Genomic DNA, 19,488 nt, shown 5'->3' on the forward strand with positions numbered 1-19,488 from the left:
GGGCGCGGATTTCGACAGTTGTCGGCGGGTCCGGGGCAAAGATCGTCCGCGCGGACGGCGAACGGCCGGTCGCGGAGCGTGCTCCGCGACCGGCCGTCGGTCGGCGATCGTCAGGGGCGGCCCATGCCGCGGTACTCCCAACCGGCCTGCGTCCACAGTGCCGAGTCCAGGCAGTTGCGGCCGTCGACCACCTTGCGGCCGGCGGCCAGCTCGCCGAGGGCGACCGGGTCGGCGTTGCGGAAGTCGGCCCACTCGGTGAGCACGCAGACCAGGTCCGCGCCGGTGACGGCCTCGTTGATGCCGGGCTCGTAGACCAGCTCGGGCGCGACCGCGCGGGCCCGCTCCATGCCCTGCGGGTCGTAGACGTGCACGTCGGCGCCGGCCTTGCGCAGCAGCGAGGCGACGGAGAGCGCGGGCGCGTCGCGTACGTCGTCGGTGTTGGGCTTGAAGGTCGCGCCGAGCACGGCCACGCGCGTGCCGGAGAGATCCGGCCCGGCGGGCCCGGAGCGGCGGCCGAGCAGCTCGGCGGCGAGCTGGACCACCCGGGTCCGGCGGCGCAGGTTGATCAGGTCGACCTCGTGCAGGAAGCGCAGCGCCTCCCCGGCGCCCAGCTCCTGCGCGCGGGCCTGGAACGCGCGGATGTCCTTGGGCAGGCAGGCGCCGCCGAAGCCGAGCCCGGCCTGGAGGAACCGGTTGCCGATGCGCGGGTCGAAGCCGATGGCCCGGGCGAGGTGCGTCACGTCACCGCCGGAGGCCTCGCAGACCTCGGCCATCGCGTTGATAAAGGAGATCTTGGTGGCGAGGAAGGCGTTCGCGGCGACCTTGACCAGCTCGGCGGTGGCGAAGTCGGTGACCACCAGGGGCACCTCGCGGTCCTCCGTGGCGGCCAGGTCGAAGACGCCCTTGTGGGCGGCGTAGAGCATGCCGTTGGCCCACTCGCTCTTGACGCCGACGACGATCCGGTTGGGTCGCAGCACGTCGTCGACGGCGAAGCCCTCCTGGAGGAACTCCGGGCTCCACGCCACCTCGACCCCCAGGTCGGCGGGGGTGTGCTTGCTGACCAGCTGCTCGACCCACTCGGCGGTGCCGACCGGCACGGTCGACTTGCCGACGATCAGCGCCTTGCGGGTCAGGTGCTGGGCCAGGCTGGTGACCGACGCCTCGACGTACGACAGGTCGGCGCCCATCCCGTCGGCGCGCTGGGGAGTGCCGACGCAGATGAAGTGCACGTCACCGAACTCGGCGACCTCGGCGATGTCGGTGCTGAACCGCAGCCGCCCGGCCGCCAGGTTGCGCTTGAGCAGCTCGTCGAGGCCGGGCTCGTGGATCGGCACCTCGCCGGCGTTCAGCATGGCGATCTTGTCGTCGTCGACGTCGAAGCCGAGGACCTCGTAGCCGAGTTCCGCGTAGCAGATGGCGTAGGTCGCACCGAGATAGCCGGTGCCCAGGAAGGTCACCCGCGGTCGCTGTGCGCCGGAGGGGGGCGTCACCGCGGCGATGGCGGGCATCGGCTGGGTGTTCGGGTACGGGATCGTCACGCCTGTCTTCTCCGCTCGCGCTGGCGTCGCGTCGTCGCGTCGCGTTCTGCTGCGGCGCCTGGGCGGGCACCGGAGGGACTCTAACGTCTGTCTGTTCCATCATCGCCGGGCGGCGTCGGCGCTCCGTCACGGGTGAGGCTACGCGGCGGTAACATGAGCTGAACTCTGTCGCTATCCTTCAGTCTGCGCCGTCGGCGGTCAGGAGACGCTACAGACTGCGCATGATAGCGGTGAAGGGGAGGGGCCGACATGGCCGCAGAGCAGTCGTTCGACGTCTACCGGTTGCCCGAGGAGCACGAGGCGATCCGGGAGGCGGTCCGTGAGGTCTGTGCGGCCAAGGTGGCGCCGCACGCCGCTGAGGCGGATGAGACCGGCGAGTTCCCGAAGGCGTCCTACGACGCGCTGCGGGCCGCCGACTTCCACGCCCCGCACGTCCCCGTCGAGTACGGCGGCGCGGGCGCGGACGCCCTGGCCACGGCCATCGTGATCGAGGAGGTGGCGCGGGCCTGCGCCTCGTCCTCGCTGATCCCGGCGGTCAACAAGCTCGGCACGATGCCGCTGCTGCTGGCCGGCTCCGAGGAGCTGAAGCGGCGCTACCTGACCCCGGTGGCGGCGGGCGACGCGATGTTCTCGTACTGCCTCTCCGAGCCGGAGGCCGGCAGTGACGCGGCGTCGATGACCACCCGCGCGGTGCGTGACGGCGATCACTGGGTGCTCAACGGCGTGAAGCGCTGGATCACCAACGCCGGGGTCTCGGAGTTCTACACCGTCTTCGCGGTGACCGACCCGTCGGCCCGGTCGCGGGGCATCTCCGCCTTCGTGGTCGAGAAGTCCGACGCCGGGGTCAGCTTCGGCGCCCCGGAGAAGAAGCTCGGCGTCAAGGGCTCGCCGACCCGCGAGGTCTACCTGGACAACGTCCGGATCCCCGCGGACCGCATGATCGGCGCCGAGGGCACCGGCTTCGGCACCGCGATGAAGACCCTGGACCACACCCGGGTCACCATCGCCGCGCAGGCCGTCGGCATCGCCCAGGGCGCGCTCGACTACGCCAAGGGCTACGTCCAGGAGCGCAAGCAGTTCGGCAAGGCGGTCGCCGAGTTCCAGGGCGTCCAGTTCATGCTCGCCGACATGGGCATGAAGCTGGAGGCGGCCCGGCAGCTGACGTACGCCGCGGCCGGAAAGTCCGAGCGGGGCGACGCCGACCTGACCTACTTCGGCGCGGCGGCCAAGTGCTTCGCCTCGGACGCGGCCATGGAGATCACCACCGACGCGGTGCAGCTGCTCGGCGGCTACGGCTACACCCGGGACTACCCGGTCGAGCGGATGATGCGGGACGCCAAGATCACCCAGATCTACGAGGGCACCAACCAGGTGCAGCGCATCGTGATGGCCCGTCAGCTCCTCAAGGGCTGAGTGGTTCGGCGGGCGGGCCGGTCCGTCCGGCCCGCCCGCGATCGTCACCTGATCCCGGTCCCGTCGTCGCCCGCCGCGCGCAGTGGCCCGTCGTGCGGCCGAACCGCACCCCGGCCCGCGTACGGCCGGCTCGTCACCGGATCTCGGCCGTGTCCTCGTCCTCGGGCCGGTTGGTGCCGCGCGGCGGCGCCGACCACGGCGACCCCCCGCCGGTGCGGCGCGGCAGCGGCTCGGCCGGCGTCGGGTCCGGGTAGCCGAGGCTCGGTGGGGCGGTGTCCCGGTCGTTCGAGTCGGCTGGGGGCCAGTCGGTCAGCGTGAAGTCGTTGCGCTCCGGCCCCTCGGCGGGCGCCGGCGTCGGCTCGACGACCGGGCGGGGCCACTGCCGCCAGCGCTGGCCGCTGAAGGTGGCCACGACCAGCAGCAGGCCGATCAGGAAGAGCGTGCCGTTCTCCACCGGCAGGTGCAGCGGCAGGGGGTCGCCGAAGACCTTCCAGCCGTCCGGGATCCGGTCCCGCACCTCGAAGGGCGCGACGAACATCCCCACGTACGGGGTGGCGAGCAGCAGCCCGGCCACGAGCGGGCCGAGCGGTGAGGTGCGCAGCGTGCCGAGCAGGCCGAGCAGGATCCCGCCGACGGCGAGGTAGACGGCGGGCTCGATGAGATTGGCCGAGTTGGACGTGCCGATCTCGACCCAACGGTCGACGGTGCGCGCCGACCCGTCCTGCCCGAGGGTGACCAGCACCCACGTGACGGGCGCCACCACCAACCCCGCGAGGAAGCTCCAGAGATGTCGCATCCGCGCACCGTACCGTTTTCGACATGACCGAGCACCCCTCCACCGCGCCGGCCGGCAAGCCGACCTCGTACTCCCGGGTCACCCTGAGCCGGATCATGACCGCGGTCGACGTCAACCTCTACGGCACCGTGCACGGCGGGGTGCTGATGAAGTTCATCGACGACGTGGCGGGGGCCGCCGCGGCCCGGCACAGCGGCGGCACGGCGGTCACCGCGGCCATCGACGAGATCGTCTTCACCGAGGCGGTCCGGGTCGGGGACCTGCTGCACGCGCACGCCCAGGTGAACTGGACGGGGCAGACCTCGATGGAGGTCGGCGTCCGGGTGGTGGCCGAGCGGTGGGACTCGGCCGAGGACGAGCCGGTGCGGGTGGCCACCGCGTACCTGGTCTTCGTGGGCGTCGACCTCGGCGGTGCGCCGCGGGTGGTCCGGCCGGTGCTGCCGGAGAGCCCGGAGGACGAGCGCCGGTTCCGGGAGGCGGAGATCCGCCGCGCCCACCGGCTGGCCCGGCGGCGGGCCATCCAGGCCCACCGCGCCGGCTGAGGCGTCAGGAAGGGCGCTTCCGCTCAGGAAGGGGCCCCGCCCCGCCTCGCCCACACAGGGTGGTGCCGGGGCATGTGGGTTCCGCACGTGCGCCGACGGAGGTCGGGTGCGGAGAATGGCGCTCTGAGGTAGGGCAAGATGGCGCCACGGCCCATTTCACAGTGTCGTGCGGGGCCAGGGGAGGGTGGAGCAGTGGGTGACGTGCTGTGGACGCCGCCGGCGGACGTACGCGAGCGGTCCCGGATCGGGAGCTACCTGCGCTGGCTGCGTGAGCACCGGGGGCTGGACTTCGCCGACTACGACGAGCTGTGGCGCTGGTCGGTCACGGACCTCGACGCGTTCTGGCGGTCGGTCTGGGACCACTTCGGGGTGGTCGCGCACACCCCGCCGACCGCGACGCTGACCGACCGGGGGATGCCCGGGACCAGGTGGTTCCCCGGCGCCACGCTCAACTACGCCGAGAACGTGCTGCGGATGCCGGGCCGCGCCGACGACGACCCGATGGTGATCGCGCACGGGCAGACCCGGGCGCCGGTGATCCTCACCGCCGCCGGGCTGCGCGAGCAGGTCCGCCGGGTGGCCGCCGGGCTGCGCCGGCTCGGCGTCACCGCCGGCGACCGGGTCGCCGCCTACGCGCCGAACATCCCCGAGACGTACGTGCTGCTGCTCGCCACCAGCAGCCTGGGCGCGATCTTCTCCTCCTGCGCCCCGGAGTTCGGCACCCGCAGCGTCACCGACCGGTGGCAGCAGATCGAGCCGAAGGTCCTGGTCGCGGTGGACGGCTACCGCTACGGCGAGAAGCCCGTGGACCGGCGGGCCGAGGTGGCCGCGATCCGGGCCGCCCTGCCGTCGCTGGAGCACACCGTCGGCATCGCCTACCTCGACCCGGCCGGGGATCCGGGCTCCGCGCCGTCGGGCGGCGCTCCGGACCGGACGACGGCCCCGTTCGAGGGCGCGCTCGCCTGGTCGGAGCTGGCCGCCGAGAGCGACGAGCCGCTGACCTTCACCCCGGTCGCCTTCGACCACCCGCTCTACGTGCTCTACTCCTCCGGCACCACCGGGCTGCCGAAGCCGATCGTGCACGGCCACGGCGGCATCCTGCTGGAGCACCTGAAGATGCTGGCCCTGCACCACGACCTGGGCCCGGCGGACCGGTTCTTCTGGTTCACCACCACCGGCTGGATGATGTGGAACTTCCTGGTCTCCGGGCCGGCGGTGGGTGCGGCGATCGTCCTCTTCGACGGCAACCCGGGCCACCCCGACCTGGGCGCGATGTGGCGGCTGGCTGGCGAGACCGGCACCACGTACTTCGGCACGTCCGCGCCGTTCCTGCTGGCCTGCCGCAAGGCCGGGCTGGTGCCGAGGGAGACCGCCGACCTCACGGCGCTGCGCGGGGTCGGTTCGACCGGCGCGCCGCTGCCCGCCGAGGGCTTCACCTGGGTGTACGAGAACGTCGGCGACGACCTCCAGCTCCAGTCGCTCTCCGGCGGCACGGACGTCTGCACCGGCTTCGTCGGTGGGGTGCCGCTGCTGGCGGTGCACGCCGGGGAGATCACCTGTCGGGCGCTCGGCGCCAAGGTGGAGGCCCGTTCGGCCGACGGCACCCCGGTCATCGGTGAGCTGGGCGAGCTGGTGATCACCGAGCCGATGCCGAGCATGCCGGTGGGCTTCTGGAACGACGCCGACGGCACCCGCTACCGGGAGGCGTACTTCGACGTCTACCCGGGCGTCTGGCGGCACGGCGACTGGATCACCATCAACGACCGGGGCGGCTGCGTGATCACGGGCCGTTCCGACGCCACCCTCAACCGGGGCGGCGTGCGGCTCGGCACGGCCGAGTTCTACTCGGTGGTCGAGGGGCTCGACGAGGTCGTCGACTCGGTGGTGGTGCACCTGGAGGACGACGAGGGCGGCGCCGGTGAGCTGCTGCTGTTCGTGGTGCTCGCCGAGGGGCTGGAGCTGGACGACGCGATGCGGAAGAAGATCTGCCGCGAGCTGCGTACCGCGCTGTCGCCCCGGCACGTCCCGGACGAGATCCACCAGGTCAAGGCCGTCCCGCGCACCCTGTCGGCGAAGAAGCTGGAGGTCCCGGTGAAGAAGATCCTCACCGGCACCCCGGTGGACTCGGCGGCGGCCAGGGGCGCCCTGGCCAACCCGGAGTCCCTCACGGCCTTCGCCACCCTCGCCCAGCACCGCACCCCCCGCCCCTGACCCCCACCCACCCCTGCACCCCACCCCTGCGCGCCCCACCCCCCGCTCGGCGCGTCGATCATGCAGTTGTGGTGCCCCGCAAAAGGCGCATGTCCGCACCTTCCGGCCACCACGACTCCATGATCGACGCGCAGGGGCGGGGGAGGGCGAGGGCGCGGGGGCGGGGTGAGGGGGAGGGGGTGGGTGGGTCAGGGGAGGGGGCGGGTCACGCGTTCCGTGGTGGCGCGGGTGGGGAGGGTCGACGGGTCGGCGTTGGCGCAGAGGACCGTGGTGGCCCTGGCCGTCAGGGGGGCGAGCAGCCAGTCGGCCGGGTCCGGGTACGTCCCCGTGTCGATCAGGACGCGGTCGCCGCGACCGATGCCCCACTGCGCCGCGCGGGCGGTCGCGCGGCCCAGCAGCTCCGCCTCGCCCGGGCCACCCGGCGCGTACGGGCTGAAGTGGTCGCCGTGGGCGCGTACCACCGACACGTAGTCGGCGAAGCCGGCCGGCACCTGGCGCATCGGCAGGGCGAACGGGTCGAGGGCGAGGACGTACCGCTCGCCCGCCGACCAGGCGTCCGCCTCGGTCAGCCGCGTCGCGGCGGCGAAGAGCACGTCCACGTCGCCCGGCGTGTCGGCGACGGTCAGCCCGGCCGACCAGCAGCCGAGCAGCACCGCCGCGGTCTGCCAGTGCGGGGGGAGCAGCACCCCGGCGACGTCACCGGGGCCCACGGCCACCTCGTCGACGAGTAGGTTGGCCGTCTTGGCCACCCAGTTCGCCAGTGTGGCGCCGGAGAGCTCGGTGCGTTCGCCCGTGGCGTCGTCGTACCAGGTCAGCAGCGGTCGGGTCGGGTCGGTGGCGATCGCGTCGGCGAAGACCCGGGCAATGTTGTCGGCCATCGGCGCGAACGATACGCCCCCAGCGGCCGTACTCGATGACGGCGACAAGTCGGCGTACCGTCGGGTCGCAGTCAGCGTCCGTGCCGGGCTCCGGCGTAGGCTTGCCGGAGTGTTGTTCCCCACAGGCCCGTCAGTGCAAGGAGTCGCCCCGTGACCGCCGGTCGCCCGCCCCGCGTGCTCATCGACGCCACGAGTGTCCCCGTCGACCGTGGTGGTGTCGGTCGATACGTCGACGGCCTGCTCGGCGCCCTCGGCAAGGTGTGCGGGTCGGGGGTGGAGTTGGCCGTCGTCTGCCTCCGCACCGACCTGGAGCGCTACGCCAGGATGCTGCCCGGCGCGGAGATCATCCCGGCCCCGGCCGCCGTCGCGCACCGCCCCGCCCGGCTCGCCTGGGAGCAGACCGGCCTGCCGCTGCTCGCCCAGCAGGTGGGCGCGCACGTGCTGCACTCGCCCTTCTACACCTGCCCGCTGCGCGCCGGGTGCCCGGTCACGGTGACCGTGCACGACGCGACGTTCTTCACCGAGCCGGAGCACTACGACAAGTCGCGGCGCACCTTCTTCCGCAGCGCGATCAAGACGTCCCTGCGCCGCGCCAGCCGGGTGATCGTGCCGAGCAAGGCCACCCGGGACGAGCTGATCCGGCTGCTCGACGCCGACCCCACCCGGATCGACGTCGCCTACCACGGCGTCGACCACGCCGCCTTCCACGCGCCCAGCGACGAGGAGAAGGCCCGGGTCCGGGCCCGCCTGGGGCTCGGCGGCACCCACTACGTGGCCTTCCTCGGGGCGAAGGAGCCGCGCAAGAACGTGCCGAACCTGATCCGCGGCTGGGCCCGCGCGGTGGCCGACCGGGAGGAGCCGCCGGCCCTGGTGATCGCCGGCGGCCAGGGGCACGACGACGACATCGACCGCGCGGTGGCGGAGGTCCCGTCGCACCTGCGGCTGCTCCGCCCCGGCTACCTCCGCTACGCGGACCTGCCCGGCTTCCTCGGCGGGGCCCTGGTGGCCGCCTACCCGTCCTACGGGGAGGGTTTCGGCCTGCCGATCCTGGAGGCGATGGCGTGCGCCGCCCCCGTGCTCACCACGCCTCGGCTGTCGCTGCCGGAGGTGGGCGGCGACGCGGTCGCGTACACCAGCGAGGCGCCCGACCAGATCGCCACCGACCTGGCCGCGCTGCTCGACGACGAGCAGCGGCGGTTGTCCCTGGCCAAGGCCGGTTTCGACCGGGCCAAGGAGTTCACCTGGGAGTCCAGCGCCGAGGTGCACATCGCCGCCTGGAGCCGGGCCCGGTCCTGACCGCCGCGACCGGGGGCGTGAGAATGCGTCCCCGGTCAGGCGAATCGGGCATGATGTGCGGGTGATCTACGCCGTCATCCCGGCGGGTGGCAGTGGCACGAGGTTGTGGCCGCTGTCCCGCGCCGGGCATCCCAAGTTCCTCCACCCGCTGACCGGCTCCGCCGCCTCGCTGCTCCAGGCGACGGTGGACCGGCTGGGCCCGCTGACCAGCGCCGAGCGCACCCTGGTGGTCACCGGGACAGCGCACGTGACGGCGGTCGCGCGCCAGCTCGCCGGGCTGCCGGAGGAGAACATCCTGGTCGAGCCCTCGCCCCGGGACTCGTGCGCGGCGATCGCCCTGGCCGCCGCCGTCATCGCGCGGCGCGACCCGGAGGCGGTGATGGGCTCCTTCGCCGCCGACCACCTGATCGGTGACCCGGAGCGCTGGCGGGAGGTCGTCCGGGAGGCGGTCCGCGGCGCCGAGCGGGGCCTGCTGATGACGGTCGGCATCACCCCGACGCGGGCCGAGACCGGCTACGGCTACCTCCAGACCGGCGACCCGGTCGACGGGGGCCCGCTGCGGCCGGTGGCCGAGTTCAAGGAGAAGCCGAGCGCCGAGGTGGCCGAGGCGTACCTGCGCTCGGGGCGGCACCTCTGGAACGCCAGCATGTTCGTCTGGCGGGTCGACGTCTTCCTCGCCGAGCTGGCCCGCCAGCAGCCGGCCCTGCACGCCGGGATCGTCGCGATCGCCGAGGCGTGGGGCAGCGAGAAGCAGGACGACGTGCTCGGCACGGTCTGGCCGACGCTGCCGAAGATCTCCGTCGACTACGCGGTGATGGAGGGCGCGGCGACCGCCGGTCGGGTGGCGACCGTGCCGGGCGACTTCGGCTGGAACGACGTCGGCGACTTCCACACCCTCGGCGAGGTGCTGCCCGCCGACGCGGACGGCAACGTGGTGCTCGGCGCCGACGCCAAGCCGGGGGTGCTGCTGCGCGACAGCGGCGGACTGGTGGTGGTGCCCTACTCCGGGCGGCTGGTGGCCGCCGTCGGCGTGCACGATCTGATCATCGTCGACACCCCGGACGCGCTGCTGGTCTGCCCCCGCGACCGGGCGCAGGACGTCAAGAAGGTCGTCGACGAACTCAAGGAACGGGGCGAAGAGGGGCTCGTCTGAGCGTCGCCAGGGCCGGGGCGACCAGGTGCGCCGTCCCGCCGGCCAGCGGCTGCGGCAGCCGGTCCGGCGGGAACCAGCCCAGCGCCTCGGACTCCTCGCTGACCCGCTCCACCGCGCCGGGCGGGGCGAGCACGGCGAAGCGTACGTCGTGGTGCAGCGAGCCGCCCTGGCAGCTCACCGGGTGGATGTCGACGTCGATCGGCACCGGGTCGATCCGCAGGCCGGCGATGCCGGACTCCTCGCCGGCCTCGCGCAGGGCGGCGGCGGCGAGGGTCCGGTCGGCCGGCTCGCAGTGCCCGCCGAGCTGCACCCACCGCCGGAACTTGCCGTGTAGGCACAGCAGCACCCGGGAGCCGGTGGCGTCGAGCACCAGCGCGCTCGCCGTGACGTGCCCGGGCCGGTGCGCCCGGCTCATCGCCACCGGCCCGGCGGCCAGCAGCGCCACGGTGCGGTCGCGGGCCTCGGCGGCGGCCGGGCCGGTCGGTTCCCATCGGCTCAGCGTCGCGACGGCGTCGGCGTGCAGCGCCGCGTACGCCTCGGCGTCCGACGACGGTCGGGAGGCGGCGGCGGTGGGGGAGTCGGCCATGTCGACACTGTACGAGCCGGCGCTTCGTACCCTGGCCAGGTGACCCTGCGACTGTTGGAGTTCGTCGTGGCCGGCAACGAGGCCAGCGACCTGCTGCCGGTGCGCTCCGCGCCGTTGCTGCGGGCGCACGGCGCCCGGCGCGGCTTCTGGACCGTGCTCGACGAGGGTCCGGTGGAGCACTGCCTGGCCCTGCTGCTGGAGCTGGACGACGGCCGCTGGGTCGCCCACCACGTGGTCGCCGACGCCGGGGCGGAGAACGGCCGCACGGAGGACGGCGAGGCGCTCGCCCACCACGACGGCTGGGTGTACGTCTTCGGCTCCCACTTCGGCTCGAAGGCGGGCCCGCTGCGCCCGCGACGCGCCTTCGTGGCGCGGTTCCGCGAGGACGACGCGGCGGCGGGGCCGGTGCCGGTGCAGGTGGTCCGCAACCGGTTCCGGCTGCACCGGGCGGTCAACGACGCCCTGCTCAAGGCGGCGTTCACGCCGCTGCCGCCGGGCGAGCGGGTGCGGGCCCGGTTCATCGGGGAGACCGTCGCCCGGGGCACCGCCCGGTCGAAGGGCTGGGTCAGCCGGCTCGTCCCCGACGACCTGCCGCTGAACGTCGAGGCGGCGGCCTTCACGCCGGCCGGGAGTGTCCTGCTCGGACTGCGGTTCCCGGTCACCGCCGACGGCGAGCCGATCCTGGTCGAGCTGACCGGGGTGCCGGGCATGTTCGACCCCGCGCCGGCCTGGCCGCGGGCGGCGGGGGCGTACGTCCTGACCGGGGTGACGCCGCCCGGCGCGCTGGCCGGCTTCCGGGCGATCGCGCCCACGGACGACGGCGGCTACGCGGCGATCATCGGGTCGATCGACGCGCTGGGCAAGGGCTCGGTGCTGCTCGACGACCACCCGGCCGGCGGCGGGGTCACCTCCCGGCACGTCCGGTTCCCCGCGCCCGGCGACGGGCACCTCGTCCCCGGCGAGCTGGTGGCCGACCTCGCGCCGTTCCACCACGTGGAGGGGGTGGCCGAGTGGGAGGGGCAGAGCTTCTACGTCACCGACGAGGACCATCGGGTGGCGCTCTGGGTCGCCTGACCGGCGGTGGACCGACGAGCGGGCGGCACCTCCGCGGAGCAAGGCCGCAGACCCTCGTGGTGCCGCCCGGCCGCCGGTCCTTCCCCGTCCCCCGGGCGCCCGGTTCCGGGCGTGTCGGGTGACGCGCCCGCCCCCGTGCGCGGGCAGTGGAAGCATGCCCAACGCCCCCTGCGGACGTCGAGGTCTTTCAGCCCACGCTTAAAGACGGAGATAAGTGCCGGCCAGGTACAGTGCAAACGGTTGCCAGGCATCCCCTCTGCCCGGCGACGCGGGAGCCGTCCATGCTGAAGATCTATTTTTCCGCCGAGGACATCCTCCGGACCCGGGTGGCTCCGGCGGCGGATCCGGTGTGGGAGCTGGTTCTCAGCCTGCACCTGCTGCCCGGCCGTGGCCGGGATCCGCTGCTGACCGGCTGGCGGCGCAGTGTGACGCGCGGGCTGCGTGAGGGCAACGGCTCGGCGGGGCTGCGGCTCCTGCTGACGCTCAACCCGCCCCGCGGCTACTTCCCCGACTTCCTCACCCCGTACGAGAGCGTGTCGGGCTTCGAGGCCGGCATGGAGGCGGTCCGCAACACCCCCGTGGCGCTGCTGCACCGCGACGTGGCGCTGCTCGCCGCCAACGGCTCCCTCCCCGCCGGCGCCGCGGCGCTGGCCCGGGGGGAGCCGGACACGCTGCGCGGCCTGACCGGCGCGATGGAGCGGTACCGCGGCCTGGCGATCGACCCGTACTGGACCCGGATCCAGGCGGCGGTGGAGGCCGACCGGTCCCGGCGGGCCCGGGCCCTGCTCGACGGCGGGGTGGAGGGGCTGCTGGCCAGCCTCCGGCCCGCCATGCGCTGGGAGTCCGGGGTGCTGGAGATCCGCGACTACCCGCACAGCCGGGAGCTGCACCTGGGCGGGCGCGGGCTGCTGCTGGTGCCGTCGTTCTTCTGCTCGGCCAGGCCGGTCGCCCTGCTCGACCCGGCGCTGCCCCCGGTCCTGGTCTACCCGGTGGACCGGCTCGGCGGCCTGCTGCCGGCCCCCGGCGAGGGCGGCGGCCCCGGCGCGCCGGATCCCGGGCGGGAGGCGCTGGCCGCGCTGCTCGGCCGCACCCGGGCCGCCGTGCTGGCGGCCAGCGACGACGGCTGCACCACCGGCGAGGTGGCCCGCCGGCTGAACATCTCGGCCGCCGCCGCGAGCCAGCACACCACCGTGCTGCGCAACGCCGGCCTCCTGGTCAGCCAGCGTGACCGCAACACCGTCCTGCACACCCTGACCCCGCTGGGACGGGCGATGCTCAACTCCTGAGCGCCGCCCGTGCCCGCCCGGGCGCCGTCACAGCGCCAGGGCGGCGCTGGCGGCGGTGCCGGGGGGCGGGGGAATCAGCAGGGAGGCGACGCCCTCGGCCGCCAGGGCGGTGCGGAGGCGTTGCAGGTCGGCGCCGAAGCGGACCAGGTCGGTCGGGCCGGCCGGGGTGGCCGGCGAGCCGAGCAGCAGCGTCGTCGCCTCCGCCGGCCAGCCGGGCACCCGGGCGGTCAGCCCGGCGCGGGTCTCCTCGTCGGCGACCAGGCTGAAGACCGTGCCGGGGGCGACCACGTCCGCCACGACGCCGATCGCCCGGCGTACGGCCTCGGGGTCGGGCGGGGTCGGGTTGGGGCCGTCCGGCAGGGTGGCGGCGGCGGCCAGCCCGGCGGCCTTCGCCTCGGCGGTGCCCAGCGAGAAGAGGTCCATCGCGGCGTCCCGGACCAGCGCGGACGCGCCGACGCCGTCGTCTGGTCGGGGCGTGGTGAGGTAGCCGCGCACCACCGCGACCGGCACCTGGTCACACTTGCCCTTGATCAGCTCGCCCGCGCCGGCCAGCTCGTCCACCACCGCCATCTGGGTGAGCTGGAGCTCGTTGCCGTACGGGTCGACCTCGCCCCGGTGGTCGCGGATCGCGTCCATCCCGGCGACGCCGAGCGCCACGTCGGTGAGCCCGTTGCGCCAGGGCCGGCCCATCGTGTCGCTGACGATCACCGCGACGTCCACGCCGTGGCGCTCGCGCAGGGCGGCGCGCAGCGCCCGGGCCGAGGCGTCCGGGTCCTCGGGGAGCAGCACGAGCCGGGTCTTGTCGACGTTCGAGGCGTCGATGCCGGCCGACGCCATCACGAAACCGTGGTGGGTCTGCACGATCCTGGTCGCGCCCCGGGTGGCCACCACCCGCGCCGTCTCGGCGGCCAGCACCTCGTCGCGCGCGGCGAGCCGCTCCGGCCCGTCCGCCGGGACGTCGACGAGCCGTCCCTCCGCCTTCGAGACGATCTTGCTGGTCACCACCAGCACGTCGCCGTCGCGCAGCCAGGGCGCGGCGGCGGCGATCAGGGCCGCCAGGTCGTCGCCCTCGGACACGTGGCCGATGCCCGGCACCGGCAGGATCTCCAGCCTCACGTCAGCTCCAGCGCGGCGTGGACCATGGCCGCCGTCGCCGCCTCGTCGGTCATCCGCAGCGGCGCCGCGCGGACCGTCACCTCCGGCACCACCGTGCCGGCGTCCTCCTCGGCGACCAGCCAGCCGTCGAGCAGCCCGCCGGCCGACCGGCCGCCGTAGAGCCGGCCCACGCCGGCCGCGCTGCACTCCACCCCCAGCACCGCCAGGCAACGGTCTGCCATGCCGCGCACCGGCGCGCCGCCGATGATCGGCGACACGCCGACCACCGGTGCGGGACCGTCGGCGACCGCCTCGCGCAGCCCGGGCACGGCCAGGATCGGGGCGACGCTCACCACCGGGTTGCTCGGCGCGATCAGCACCACGTCGGCCCCGGCGATCGCCTCCGTCACGCCGGGCGCCGGCCGGGCGGTCTCCGCGCCGACGAAGACGAAGCGGTGGGTGGGGACGTCGCCGCGGTGGCGCACCCACCACTCCTGGAAGTGGATCGCCCGCTGGCCGCCGTCGAGCTCCACCACCACGTGGGTCTCCAGCCGGTCGTCGGTCGCCGGCAGCATGCGTACGCCGGGCTGCCAGCGGGCGGCGAGCGCCTCGGTGACGGCGTGCAGCGGGTAGCCGGCGTTGACCATGGTGGTCCGCACGAGGTGGGTGGCGATGTCCTTGTCGCCGAGCCCGAACCAGCTCGGCTCGGCGCCGTAGGCGGCCAACTCCTGCTTGACCGTCCAGCTCTCGCCGACGCGCCCCCAGCCCCGCTCCGGGTCGGCGCCGCCACCCAGCGTGTACATCACGCTGTCCAGGTCGGGGCAGACCTTGAGCCCGTGCAGGAGCAGATCGTCGCCGACGTTGACCACGGCGGTCACCTCGGCGCCGACCTCGCGGGCGTACGCCCGGACGCCGACCAGGAAACGAGCGCCTCCGATGCCACCCGTCAGAACCACGATGCGCATGCCGACCATCCTCGCGTACGGGCCGCCTCCGGTCCGCCCATGGGCCGGGAGACTAGGCTCACGTCGGCAACTGTCCGCATTCGCCCCGAGGGGGATCCCGTGACCAGCCCCGCCGAGCCCGCGTCCACCGACGCGACGCAGGCCAGCCAGCTGACCAAGCCGCTGCGTGAACTCGCCGCGTTCGTGCTCCTCGGCGCGAACGCCGTGTTCCTCTTCGTCGGCCTGATCCGGATGGTGACGCCGACCGAGTACAGCACGTTCGGCGGTCGGGCGGGCAGCGCCTTCTACGCCTTCGTCGGCGTGGAGGCGGTGTTCCTGCCGCTGCTGGCCGTGCTGCTCGCCACGCACGTGAAGCCCCCGGTGCCGAAGGCGAAGCTGATCACCCAGGTCGCCCTGGGCGAGTATGCCGTCAGCGCGCTGTTCGGCGGGCTGACCTTCCTCTTCTGGACGGTCAACCGGCTCGCCGAGGGCGAGATCCTCGACGCCTTCCTGGGCCTGCTGAGCCGCGTGGCCTGGCTGGCGCTGTTCGCGGTCGCCGCGTACGTCGTGTTCAAGGTCTGGCGCACCCTCTACCACGTGCCCAAGCCGAAGCCCCAGCCCGGCGTGTACGGCCAGCCGCAGCCCGGGTGGCCCCAGCAGCAGGGCGGCTACCCGGCCCCCGGCCAGCAGGTCCCCGGCCAGCAGGTTCCGGGTCAGCAGGTCCCCGGTCAGCAGGGCGGCTGGCAGGCGCCGGGCCCCTACGGCGCCCCGTACGGCCAGCAGCCCGCGCCCTTCGCCGGCGGCCCGCAGCCGGGCTCGCCGTTCAGCCCGGCGCCGCAGTCGGCGCCCCCGGCCGCCCCGGCGCCGCAGTCCGCGCCGCCGTTCGGCCAGCCGCAGAGCGCCCCGCCGTTCGGCCAGCCGCCCTCGGCCGACCCCACCCAGGCGATCCCGCGCCAGTCCGGCGAGCTGACGGAGCCCACCCAGGCGATCCCGCGTCCCGCCGCCGACGAGACCGACCGCACCCAGCGCATCAACCCCGGCGACAACCCCGACGCCCCGCGCTGACCGGCCGACGACCCACCCGAGCGCCCCGCACGGCCCCCGTGCGGGGCGCTCGCCGTCCACGGCGTGGGCCGGGCGGGCGGGACGGGGTGGCCGAGCGCTTAGGCTGGGCGAATGGTTGATCGCACCGTGCCCGGCCCGACCGACGCGAGCGTGCGGCGGGCACTGCACCGGGCCGCGAGCGGGCGGGCGCTCGACGTCGACGAGGCCGCCGCGCTGCTGGCCGCCCGAGGCGAGGCGCTGGACGGGCTGCTCGACGTGGCGGGCGCCGTCCGCGACGCCGGCCTGCGCGAGGCCGGACGGCCGGGCGTGGTCACGTACTCGAAGAAGGTCTTCATCCCCCTCACCCGGCTGTGCCGGGACCGGTGCCACTACTGCACCTTCGCGACGGTGCCGCACCGGCTGCCGGCGGCCTTCCTCGACCGGGACGAGGTGCTCGCCATCGCCCGGGCGGGGGCGGCCCAGGGCTGCAAGGAGGCCCTGTTCACGCTCGGCGACCGGCCGGAGGAGCGCTGGCCGGCGGCCCGGCAGTGGCTGGACGAGCGCGGCTACGACTCCACGCTCGACTACCTGCGCGCCTGCGCGGTGGCGGTGCTGGAGGAGACCGGGCTGCTGCCCCACCTCAACCCGGGCGTGCTCTCCTGGTCGGAGTTGCAGCGGCTCAAGCCCGTCGCGCCCAGCATGGGGATGATGCTGGAGACCACGGCGACGCGGCTCTGGTCGGAGCCGGGCGGCCCGCACTTCGGCTCCCCGGACAAGGAGCCGGCGGTCCGGCTGCGGGTGCTCGACGACGCGGGCCGGGTCGGCGTGCCGTTCACCACCGGCATCCTGATCGGCATCGGCGAGACCCCCGCCGAGCGGGTCGACGCGATCTTCGCGATCCGCCGCGCGCACCGCGAGTACGGCCACCTCCAGGAGGTGATCGTGCAGAACTTCCGCGCGAAGCCGGACACGGCGATGCGGGGGATGCCCGACGCCGAGCTGCACGACCTGGCCGCCACGGTGGCGGTGGCCCGGGTGCTGCTCGGGCCGAAGGCCCGGATCCAGGCCCCGCCGAACCTCATCGCGGGCGAGTACGACCTGCTGCTGCGCGCCGGCATCGACGACTGGGGCGGGGTCTCCCCACTGACCCCGGACCACGTCAACCCGGAGCGCCCCTGGCCGCAGATCGACGAGCTGGCCCGGCACACGGAGAAGTCCGGCTTCACCCTGCGCGAGCGGCTGACGATCTACCCCGAGTACGTGCGGGCCGGCGACCCGTGGCTGGACCCGCGCCTGCTGCCGCACGTCGGCGCGCTGGCCGACCCGACGACGGGGCTGGCCGTCGAGGAGGCCCGACCGGTGGGCCGCCCCTGGCAGGAGCCCGACGAGACGTACGGCGGTCGGGTCGACCTGCACGCCACCATCGACACCACCGGGCGGACCGGCGACCGGCGCGGCGACTTCGACCACGTCTACGGCGACTGGGCCGAGGTGGCCGGCAAGGTCACCGCGGGGGGCGGGGCGGGGACCGACCGCGACCTGCGGGCCGGGCTGCGGCTGGCGGCCGGCGACCCGGCGGCGCTGCTGGACCCGCGGCACACCGACGCCGCGCTGGCGCTGTTCGCCGCCGACGGGCCGGCGCTCGACGAGCTGTGCCGCCTCGCCGACGACGTCCGCCGGGCGGCGGTCGGCGACGACGTGACGTACGTGGTCAACCGCAACATCAACTTCAGCAACGTCTGTTACGTCGGCTGCCGGTTCTGCGCGTTCGCCCAGCGGGAGCGGGACGCCGACGCGTACCGGCTCTCGGTGGACCAGGTCGCCGACCGGGCCGAGCAGGCGTGGGCGGCCGGCGCCAGCGAGGTCTGCCTCCAGGGCGGGATCGACCCGAAGCTGCCGGTGACCGTCTACGCCGACCTGGTCCGGGCGATCAAGGCGCGGGTGCCGGGGATGCACGTGCACGCATTCTCGCCCATGGAGATCGTCACCGCCGCCGCCAAGGCCGGCGTGTCCGTGCGGGAGTGGCTGACCGGGCTGCGCGAGGCCGGGCTGGACACCATCCCGGGCACCGCCGCCGAGATCCTCGACGACGACGTGCGCTGGGTGCTCACCAAGGGCAAACTGCCGGCCGCCGCCTGGGTCGACGTGGTCGGCACGGCCCACGAGCTGGGCATCCGGTCCAGCTCCACCATGATGTACGGCCACGTGGACCACCCCGCGCAGTGGCTCGCGCACTTCCGGGTGCTGGCCGGGGTGCAGGACCGCACGGGCGGGTTCACCGAGTTCGTGGCGCTGCCGTTCGTGCACACGAACGCGCCGATCTACCTGGCCGGCATCGCCCGCCCGGGGCCGACGTGGCGGGAGAACCGGGTCGTGCACGCGATGGCCCGGCTGCTGCTGCACGGCCGGATCGACAACATCCAGTGCTCGTGGGTGAAGCTCGGCGACGAGGGCACGGCGGCGATGCTCCGGGGCGGCTGCAACGACCTGGGCGGCACGCTGATGGAGGAGACGATCTCCCGGATGGCCGGTTCCGGCAACGGCTCGGCGCGTACGGAGGAGCAGTTGATCGCCATCGCGACGGCCGCCGGCCGGCCGGCCCGCAGGCGCACGACCGCGTACGGCCGCCCCCGCCCCTGACGCGCCGGGCGCCGCCAGCGGGGTCGCGCCGCGGAGCGCCGCAGGTCGTCGCGGGTGGACATCGACGGTTGTCCTGACCGTCCACACCCGACCCTGCGCGTCCCGCCGCTGTCCGGCCGGGCCGGTCGACCGCGTCCGTACCGACTGGTGGGACGAGCGGCTGCCGGCCGCCCGGATTTCTGTCCTCTGTGGAGCGGCGACCTGATTCGTCCGACCCAGCAGCGCCTTGGCGGCTCCCCGGAACCCCAGGGGCGCCGCCCCGCCGCCCCGTACCGTCCACATCGTGGGCGGTACGACGTCGACGTCCCGCGCTCGACGGGCGGTCCGCGCCAACTCGGGTTAACCTGTGCCCCACCAAGATCAACGGATCGTGGTGGGTGACTTCCGAGGGTCCCCGCCGACCTGCCCCGTCGGGTCGGCGGGGGAGCGCCACGGGAGAAAACTCGGGCAACTCGCCGGAGAGGGCGTTACTCGGCCGGGGTCTGAATCGATAGGGCAGGTTGCGAGGCCGGATGGCCGGGTGGCCGTCCGGAGTGTTGTCGGGAGGACGACTCCATTATCAAGTCCGGCTTGACGGCGCACGTATTACACGCGTGTAATTTGAATGGGGTTGTTCGCACGGAACGCAACAAATCGGGACCGTACGGACAAGCACGCCTTCCGCGTGGGGGGTTGCAGCGGCGATGACGCCGGTGCGCGACAAGGAGGCATCTGATGGACGGCCAGCTTGAGGTGGCCGACCTGCTCGGAAACGCGCCGGAGTGGCAGGAGCGGGCGCTTTGCTCCCAGACCGATCCGGAGGCGTTCTTCCCCGAGAAGGGCGGCTCGACCCGCGAGGCGAAGCGGATCTGCTCGCGCTGTGAGGTGAAGACGGAATGCCTCGAATACGCTCTCGGCCACGACGAGCGATTCGGGATCTGGGGCGGGCTCTCGGAGCGGGAGCGGCGCAAGCTCAAGCGGCGGGCCGCCTGAGCGTTGCCGGGCCGGGGCGG

The 19,488-nt window shown here is 74.2% G+C and carries 16 protein-coding genes; 10 read left to right on the forward strand and 6 right to left on the reverse strand.

Annotated elements, in window-relative coordinates:
• Positions 1-110: 110 nt before the first annotated feature.
• A complete protein-coding gene (locus AB0G08_RS09880; RefSeq protein WP_358085708.1) occupies positions 111-1,538 on the reverse strand; it encodes a UDP-glucose/GDP-mannose dehydrogenase family protein in 1,428 nt (475 codons plus the stop codon).
• Between the two features lie 249 nt (positions 1,539-1,787).
• Between AB0G08_RS09880 and AB0G08_RS09885 the strand changes: the two genes are divergently transcribed.
• A complete protein-coding gene (locus AB0G08_RS09885; RefSeq protein WP_357867882.1) occupies positions 1,788-2,951 on the forward strand; it encodes an acyl-CoA dehydrogenase family protein in 1,164 nt (387 codons plus the stop codon).
• Between the two features lie 133 nt (positions 2,952-3,084).
• Here the strand turns inward: AB0G08_RS09885 and AB0G08_RS09890 are convergent, their stop codons facing one another.
• Positions 3,085-3,747, reverse strand: a complete 663-nt coding sequence (locus AB0G08_RS09890; RefSeq protein WP_358085711.1) for a hypothetical protein — start codon at positions 3,745-3,747, stop codon at positions 3,085-3,087.
• A gap of 23 nt (positions 3,748-3,770) precedes the next feature.
• On the opposite strand from AB0G08_RS09890, the gene AB0G08_RS09895 reads away from it, so the two are divergent.
• Both AB0G08_RS09895 and AB0G08_RS09900 read left to right on the forward strand, forming a co-directional pair.
• Positions 3,771-4,289: an acyl-CoA thioesterase gene (locus AB0G08_RS09895; RefSeq protein ID WP_357867876.1), complete on the forward strand. Its 519-nt coding sequence runs from the start codon at positions 3,771-3,773 to the stop codon at positions 4,287-4,289.
• A 192-nt stretch (positions 4,290-4,481) separates the two neighbouring features.
• On the forward strand, positions 4,482-6,500 hold the full coding sequence (locus AB0G08_RS09900) for an acetoacetate--CoA ligase (protein ID WP_358085714.1): 2,019 nt from the start codon (positions 4,482-4,484) through the stop codon (positions 6,498-6,500).
• A gap of 188 nt (positions 6,501-6,688) precedes the next feature.
• Here AB0G08_RS09900 and AB0G08_RS09905 read toward each other — a convergent pair whose 3' ends face one another.
• The gene (locus tag AB0G08_RS09905; protein ID WP_358085717.1) at positions 6,689-7,378 is read right to left on the reverse strand and encodes a TIGR03089 family protein; all 690 of its coding nucleotides are present in this window, start codon (positions 7,376-7,378) and stop codon (positions 6,689-6,691) included.
• A 150-nt stretch (positions 7,379-7,528) separates the two neighbouring features.
• On the opposite strand from AB0G08_RS09905, the gene AB0G08_RS09910 reads away from it, so the two are divergent.
• Entirely contained in the window at positions 7,529-8,674 is a 1,146-nt protein-coding gene (locus AB0G08_RS09910; protein WP_358085720.1) for a glycosyltransferase family 1 protein, read from the forward strand.
• Between the two features lie 61 nt (positions 8,675-8,735).
• Positions 8,736-9,827 (forward strand): sugar phosphate nucleotidyltransferase, encoded by a 1,092-nt coding sequence (locus AB0G08_RS09915; protein ID WP_358085723.1) that lies wholly within the window; start codon positions 8,736-8,738, stop codon positions 9,825-9,827.
• On the opposite strand, the gene AB0G08_RS09920 is transcribed toward AB0G08_RS09915, so the two are convergent.
• Positions 9,796-10,413 carry an NUDIX domain-containing protein gene (locus tag AB0G08_RS09920; protein ID WP_358085726.1) on the reverse strand — a complete coding sequence of 206 codons (618 nt, stop codon included), beginning with the start codon at positions 10,411-10,413 and terminating at the stop codon, positions 9,796-9,798. The genes AB0G08_RS09915 and AB0G08_RS09920 overlap by 32 nt on opposite strands.
• Positions 10,414-10,452: 39 nt before the next feature.
• Between AB0G08_RS09920 and AB0G08_RS09925 the strand changes: the two genes are divergently transcribed.
• A complete protein-coding gene (locus tag AB0G08_RS09925; protein ID WP_358085728.1) occupies positions 10,453-11,487 on the forward strand; it encodes a hypothetical protein in 1,035 nt (344 codons plus the stop codon).
• Between the two features lie 281 nt (positions 11,488-11,768).
• Entirely contained in the window at positions 11,769-12,773 is a 1,005-nt protein-coding gene (locus AB0G08_RS09930; protein WP_358085731.1) for a winged helix-turn-helix domain-containing protein, read from the forward strand.
• A 27-nt stretch (positions 12,774-12,800) separates the two neighbouring features.
• Here the strand turns inward: AB0G08_RS09930 and AB0G08_RS09935 are convergent, their stop codons facing one another.
• A complete protein-coding gene (locus AB0G08_RS09935; protein ID WP_358085734.1) occupies positions 12,801-13,889 on the reverse strand; it encodes a coenzyme F420-0:L-glutamate ligase in 1,089 nt (362 codons plus the stop codon).
• A complete protein-coding gene (gene cofD, locus AB0G08_RS09940) occupies positions 13,886-14,833 on the reverse strand; it encodes a 2-phospho-L-lactate transferase (RefSeq protein WP_358085737.1) in 948 nt (315 codons plus the stop codon). The genes AB0G08_RS09935 and cofD overlap by 4 nt, the downstream gene beginning before the upstream one ends.
• A 99-nt stretch (positions 14,834-14,932) precedes the next feature.
• Between cofD and AB0G08_RS09945 the strand changes: the two genes are divergently transcribed.
• From AB0G08_RS09945 to AB0G08_RS09955, 3 genes are all read left to right on the forward strand, one after another.
• Positions 14,933-15,877, forward strand: a complete 945-nt coding sequence (locus AB0G08_RS09945) for a hypothetical protein (protein ID WP_358085740.1) — start codon at positions 14,933-14,935, stop codon at positions 15,875-15,877.
• Positions 15,878-15,988: 111 nt separating this feature from the next.
• Complete coding sequence (locus AB0G08_RS09950; RefSeq protein WP_358085742.1) at positions 15,989-18,496, forward strand: bifunctional FO biosynthesis protein CofGH; 2,508 nt, start codon at positions 15,989-15,991, stop codon at positions 18,494-18,496.
• A gap of 714 nt (positions 18,497-19,210) precedes the next feature.
• The gene (locus tag AB0G08_RS09955) at positions 19,211-19,468 is read left to right on the forward strand and encodes a WhiB family transcriptional regulator (protein ID WP_007455784.1); all 258 of its coding nucleotides are present in this window, start codon (positions 19,211-19,213) and stop codon (positions 19,466-19,468) included.
• The last annotated feature ends 20 nt before the right edge of the window (positions 19,469-19,488 follow it).

This window comes from Micromonospora sp. NPDC023644 (genome assembly GCF_040640115.1).
In the GTDB taxonomy this organism is placed as follows: domain Bacteria; phylum Actinomycetota; class Actinomycetes; order Mycobacteriales; family Micromonosporaceae; genus Micromonospora.

Excerpts from the sequence above, each read along its gene's own strand:
- AB0G08_RS09885 (WP_357867882.1), top strand. The coding sequence starts at position 1,788 with ATGGCCGCAGAGCAGTCGTTCGACGTCTACCGGTTGCCCGAGGAGCAC.
- AB0G08_RS09890 (WP_358085711.1), bottom strand. The coding sequence starts at position 3,747 with ATGCGACATCTCTGGAGCTTCCTCGCGGGGTTGGTGGTGGCGCCCGTC.
- AB0G08_RS09895 (WP_357867876.1), top strand. The coding sequence starts at position 3,771 with ATGACCGAGCACCCCTCCACCGCGCCGGCCGGCAAGCCGACCTCGTAC.
- AB0G08_RS09905 (WP_358085717.1), bottom strand. The coding sequence starts at position 7,378 with ATGGCCGACAACATTGCCCGGGTCTTCGCCGACGCGATCGCCACCGAC.
- AB0G08_RS09920 (WP_358085726.1), bottom strand. The coding sequence starts at position 10,413 with ATGGCCGACTCCCCCACCGCCGCCGCCTCCCGACCGTCGTCGGACGCC.
- AB0G08_RS09930 (WP_358085731.1), top strand. The coding sequence starts at position 11,769 with ATGCTGAAGATCTATTTTTCCGCCGAGGACATCCTCCGGACCCGGGTG.
- cofD (WP_358085737.1), bottom strand. The coding sequence starts at position 14,833 with ATGCGCATCGTGGTTCTGACGGGTGGCATCGGAGGCGCTCGTTTCCTG.
- AB0G08_RS09950 (WP_358085742.1), top strand. The coding sequence starts at position 15,989 with ATGGTTGATCGCACCGTGCCCGGCCCGACCGACGCGAGCGTGCGGCGG.
- AB0G08_RS09955 (WP_007455784.1), top strand. The coding sequence starts at position 19,211 with ATGGACGGCCAGCTTGAGGTGGCCGACCTGCTCGGAAACGCGCCGGAG.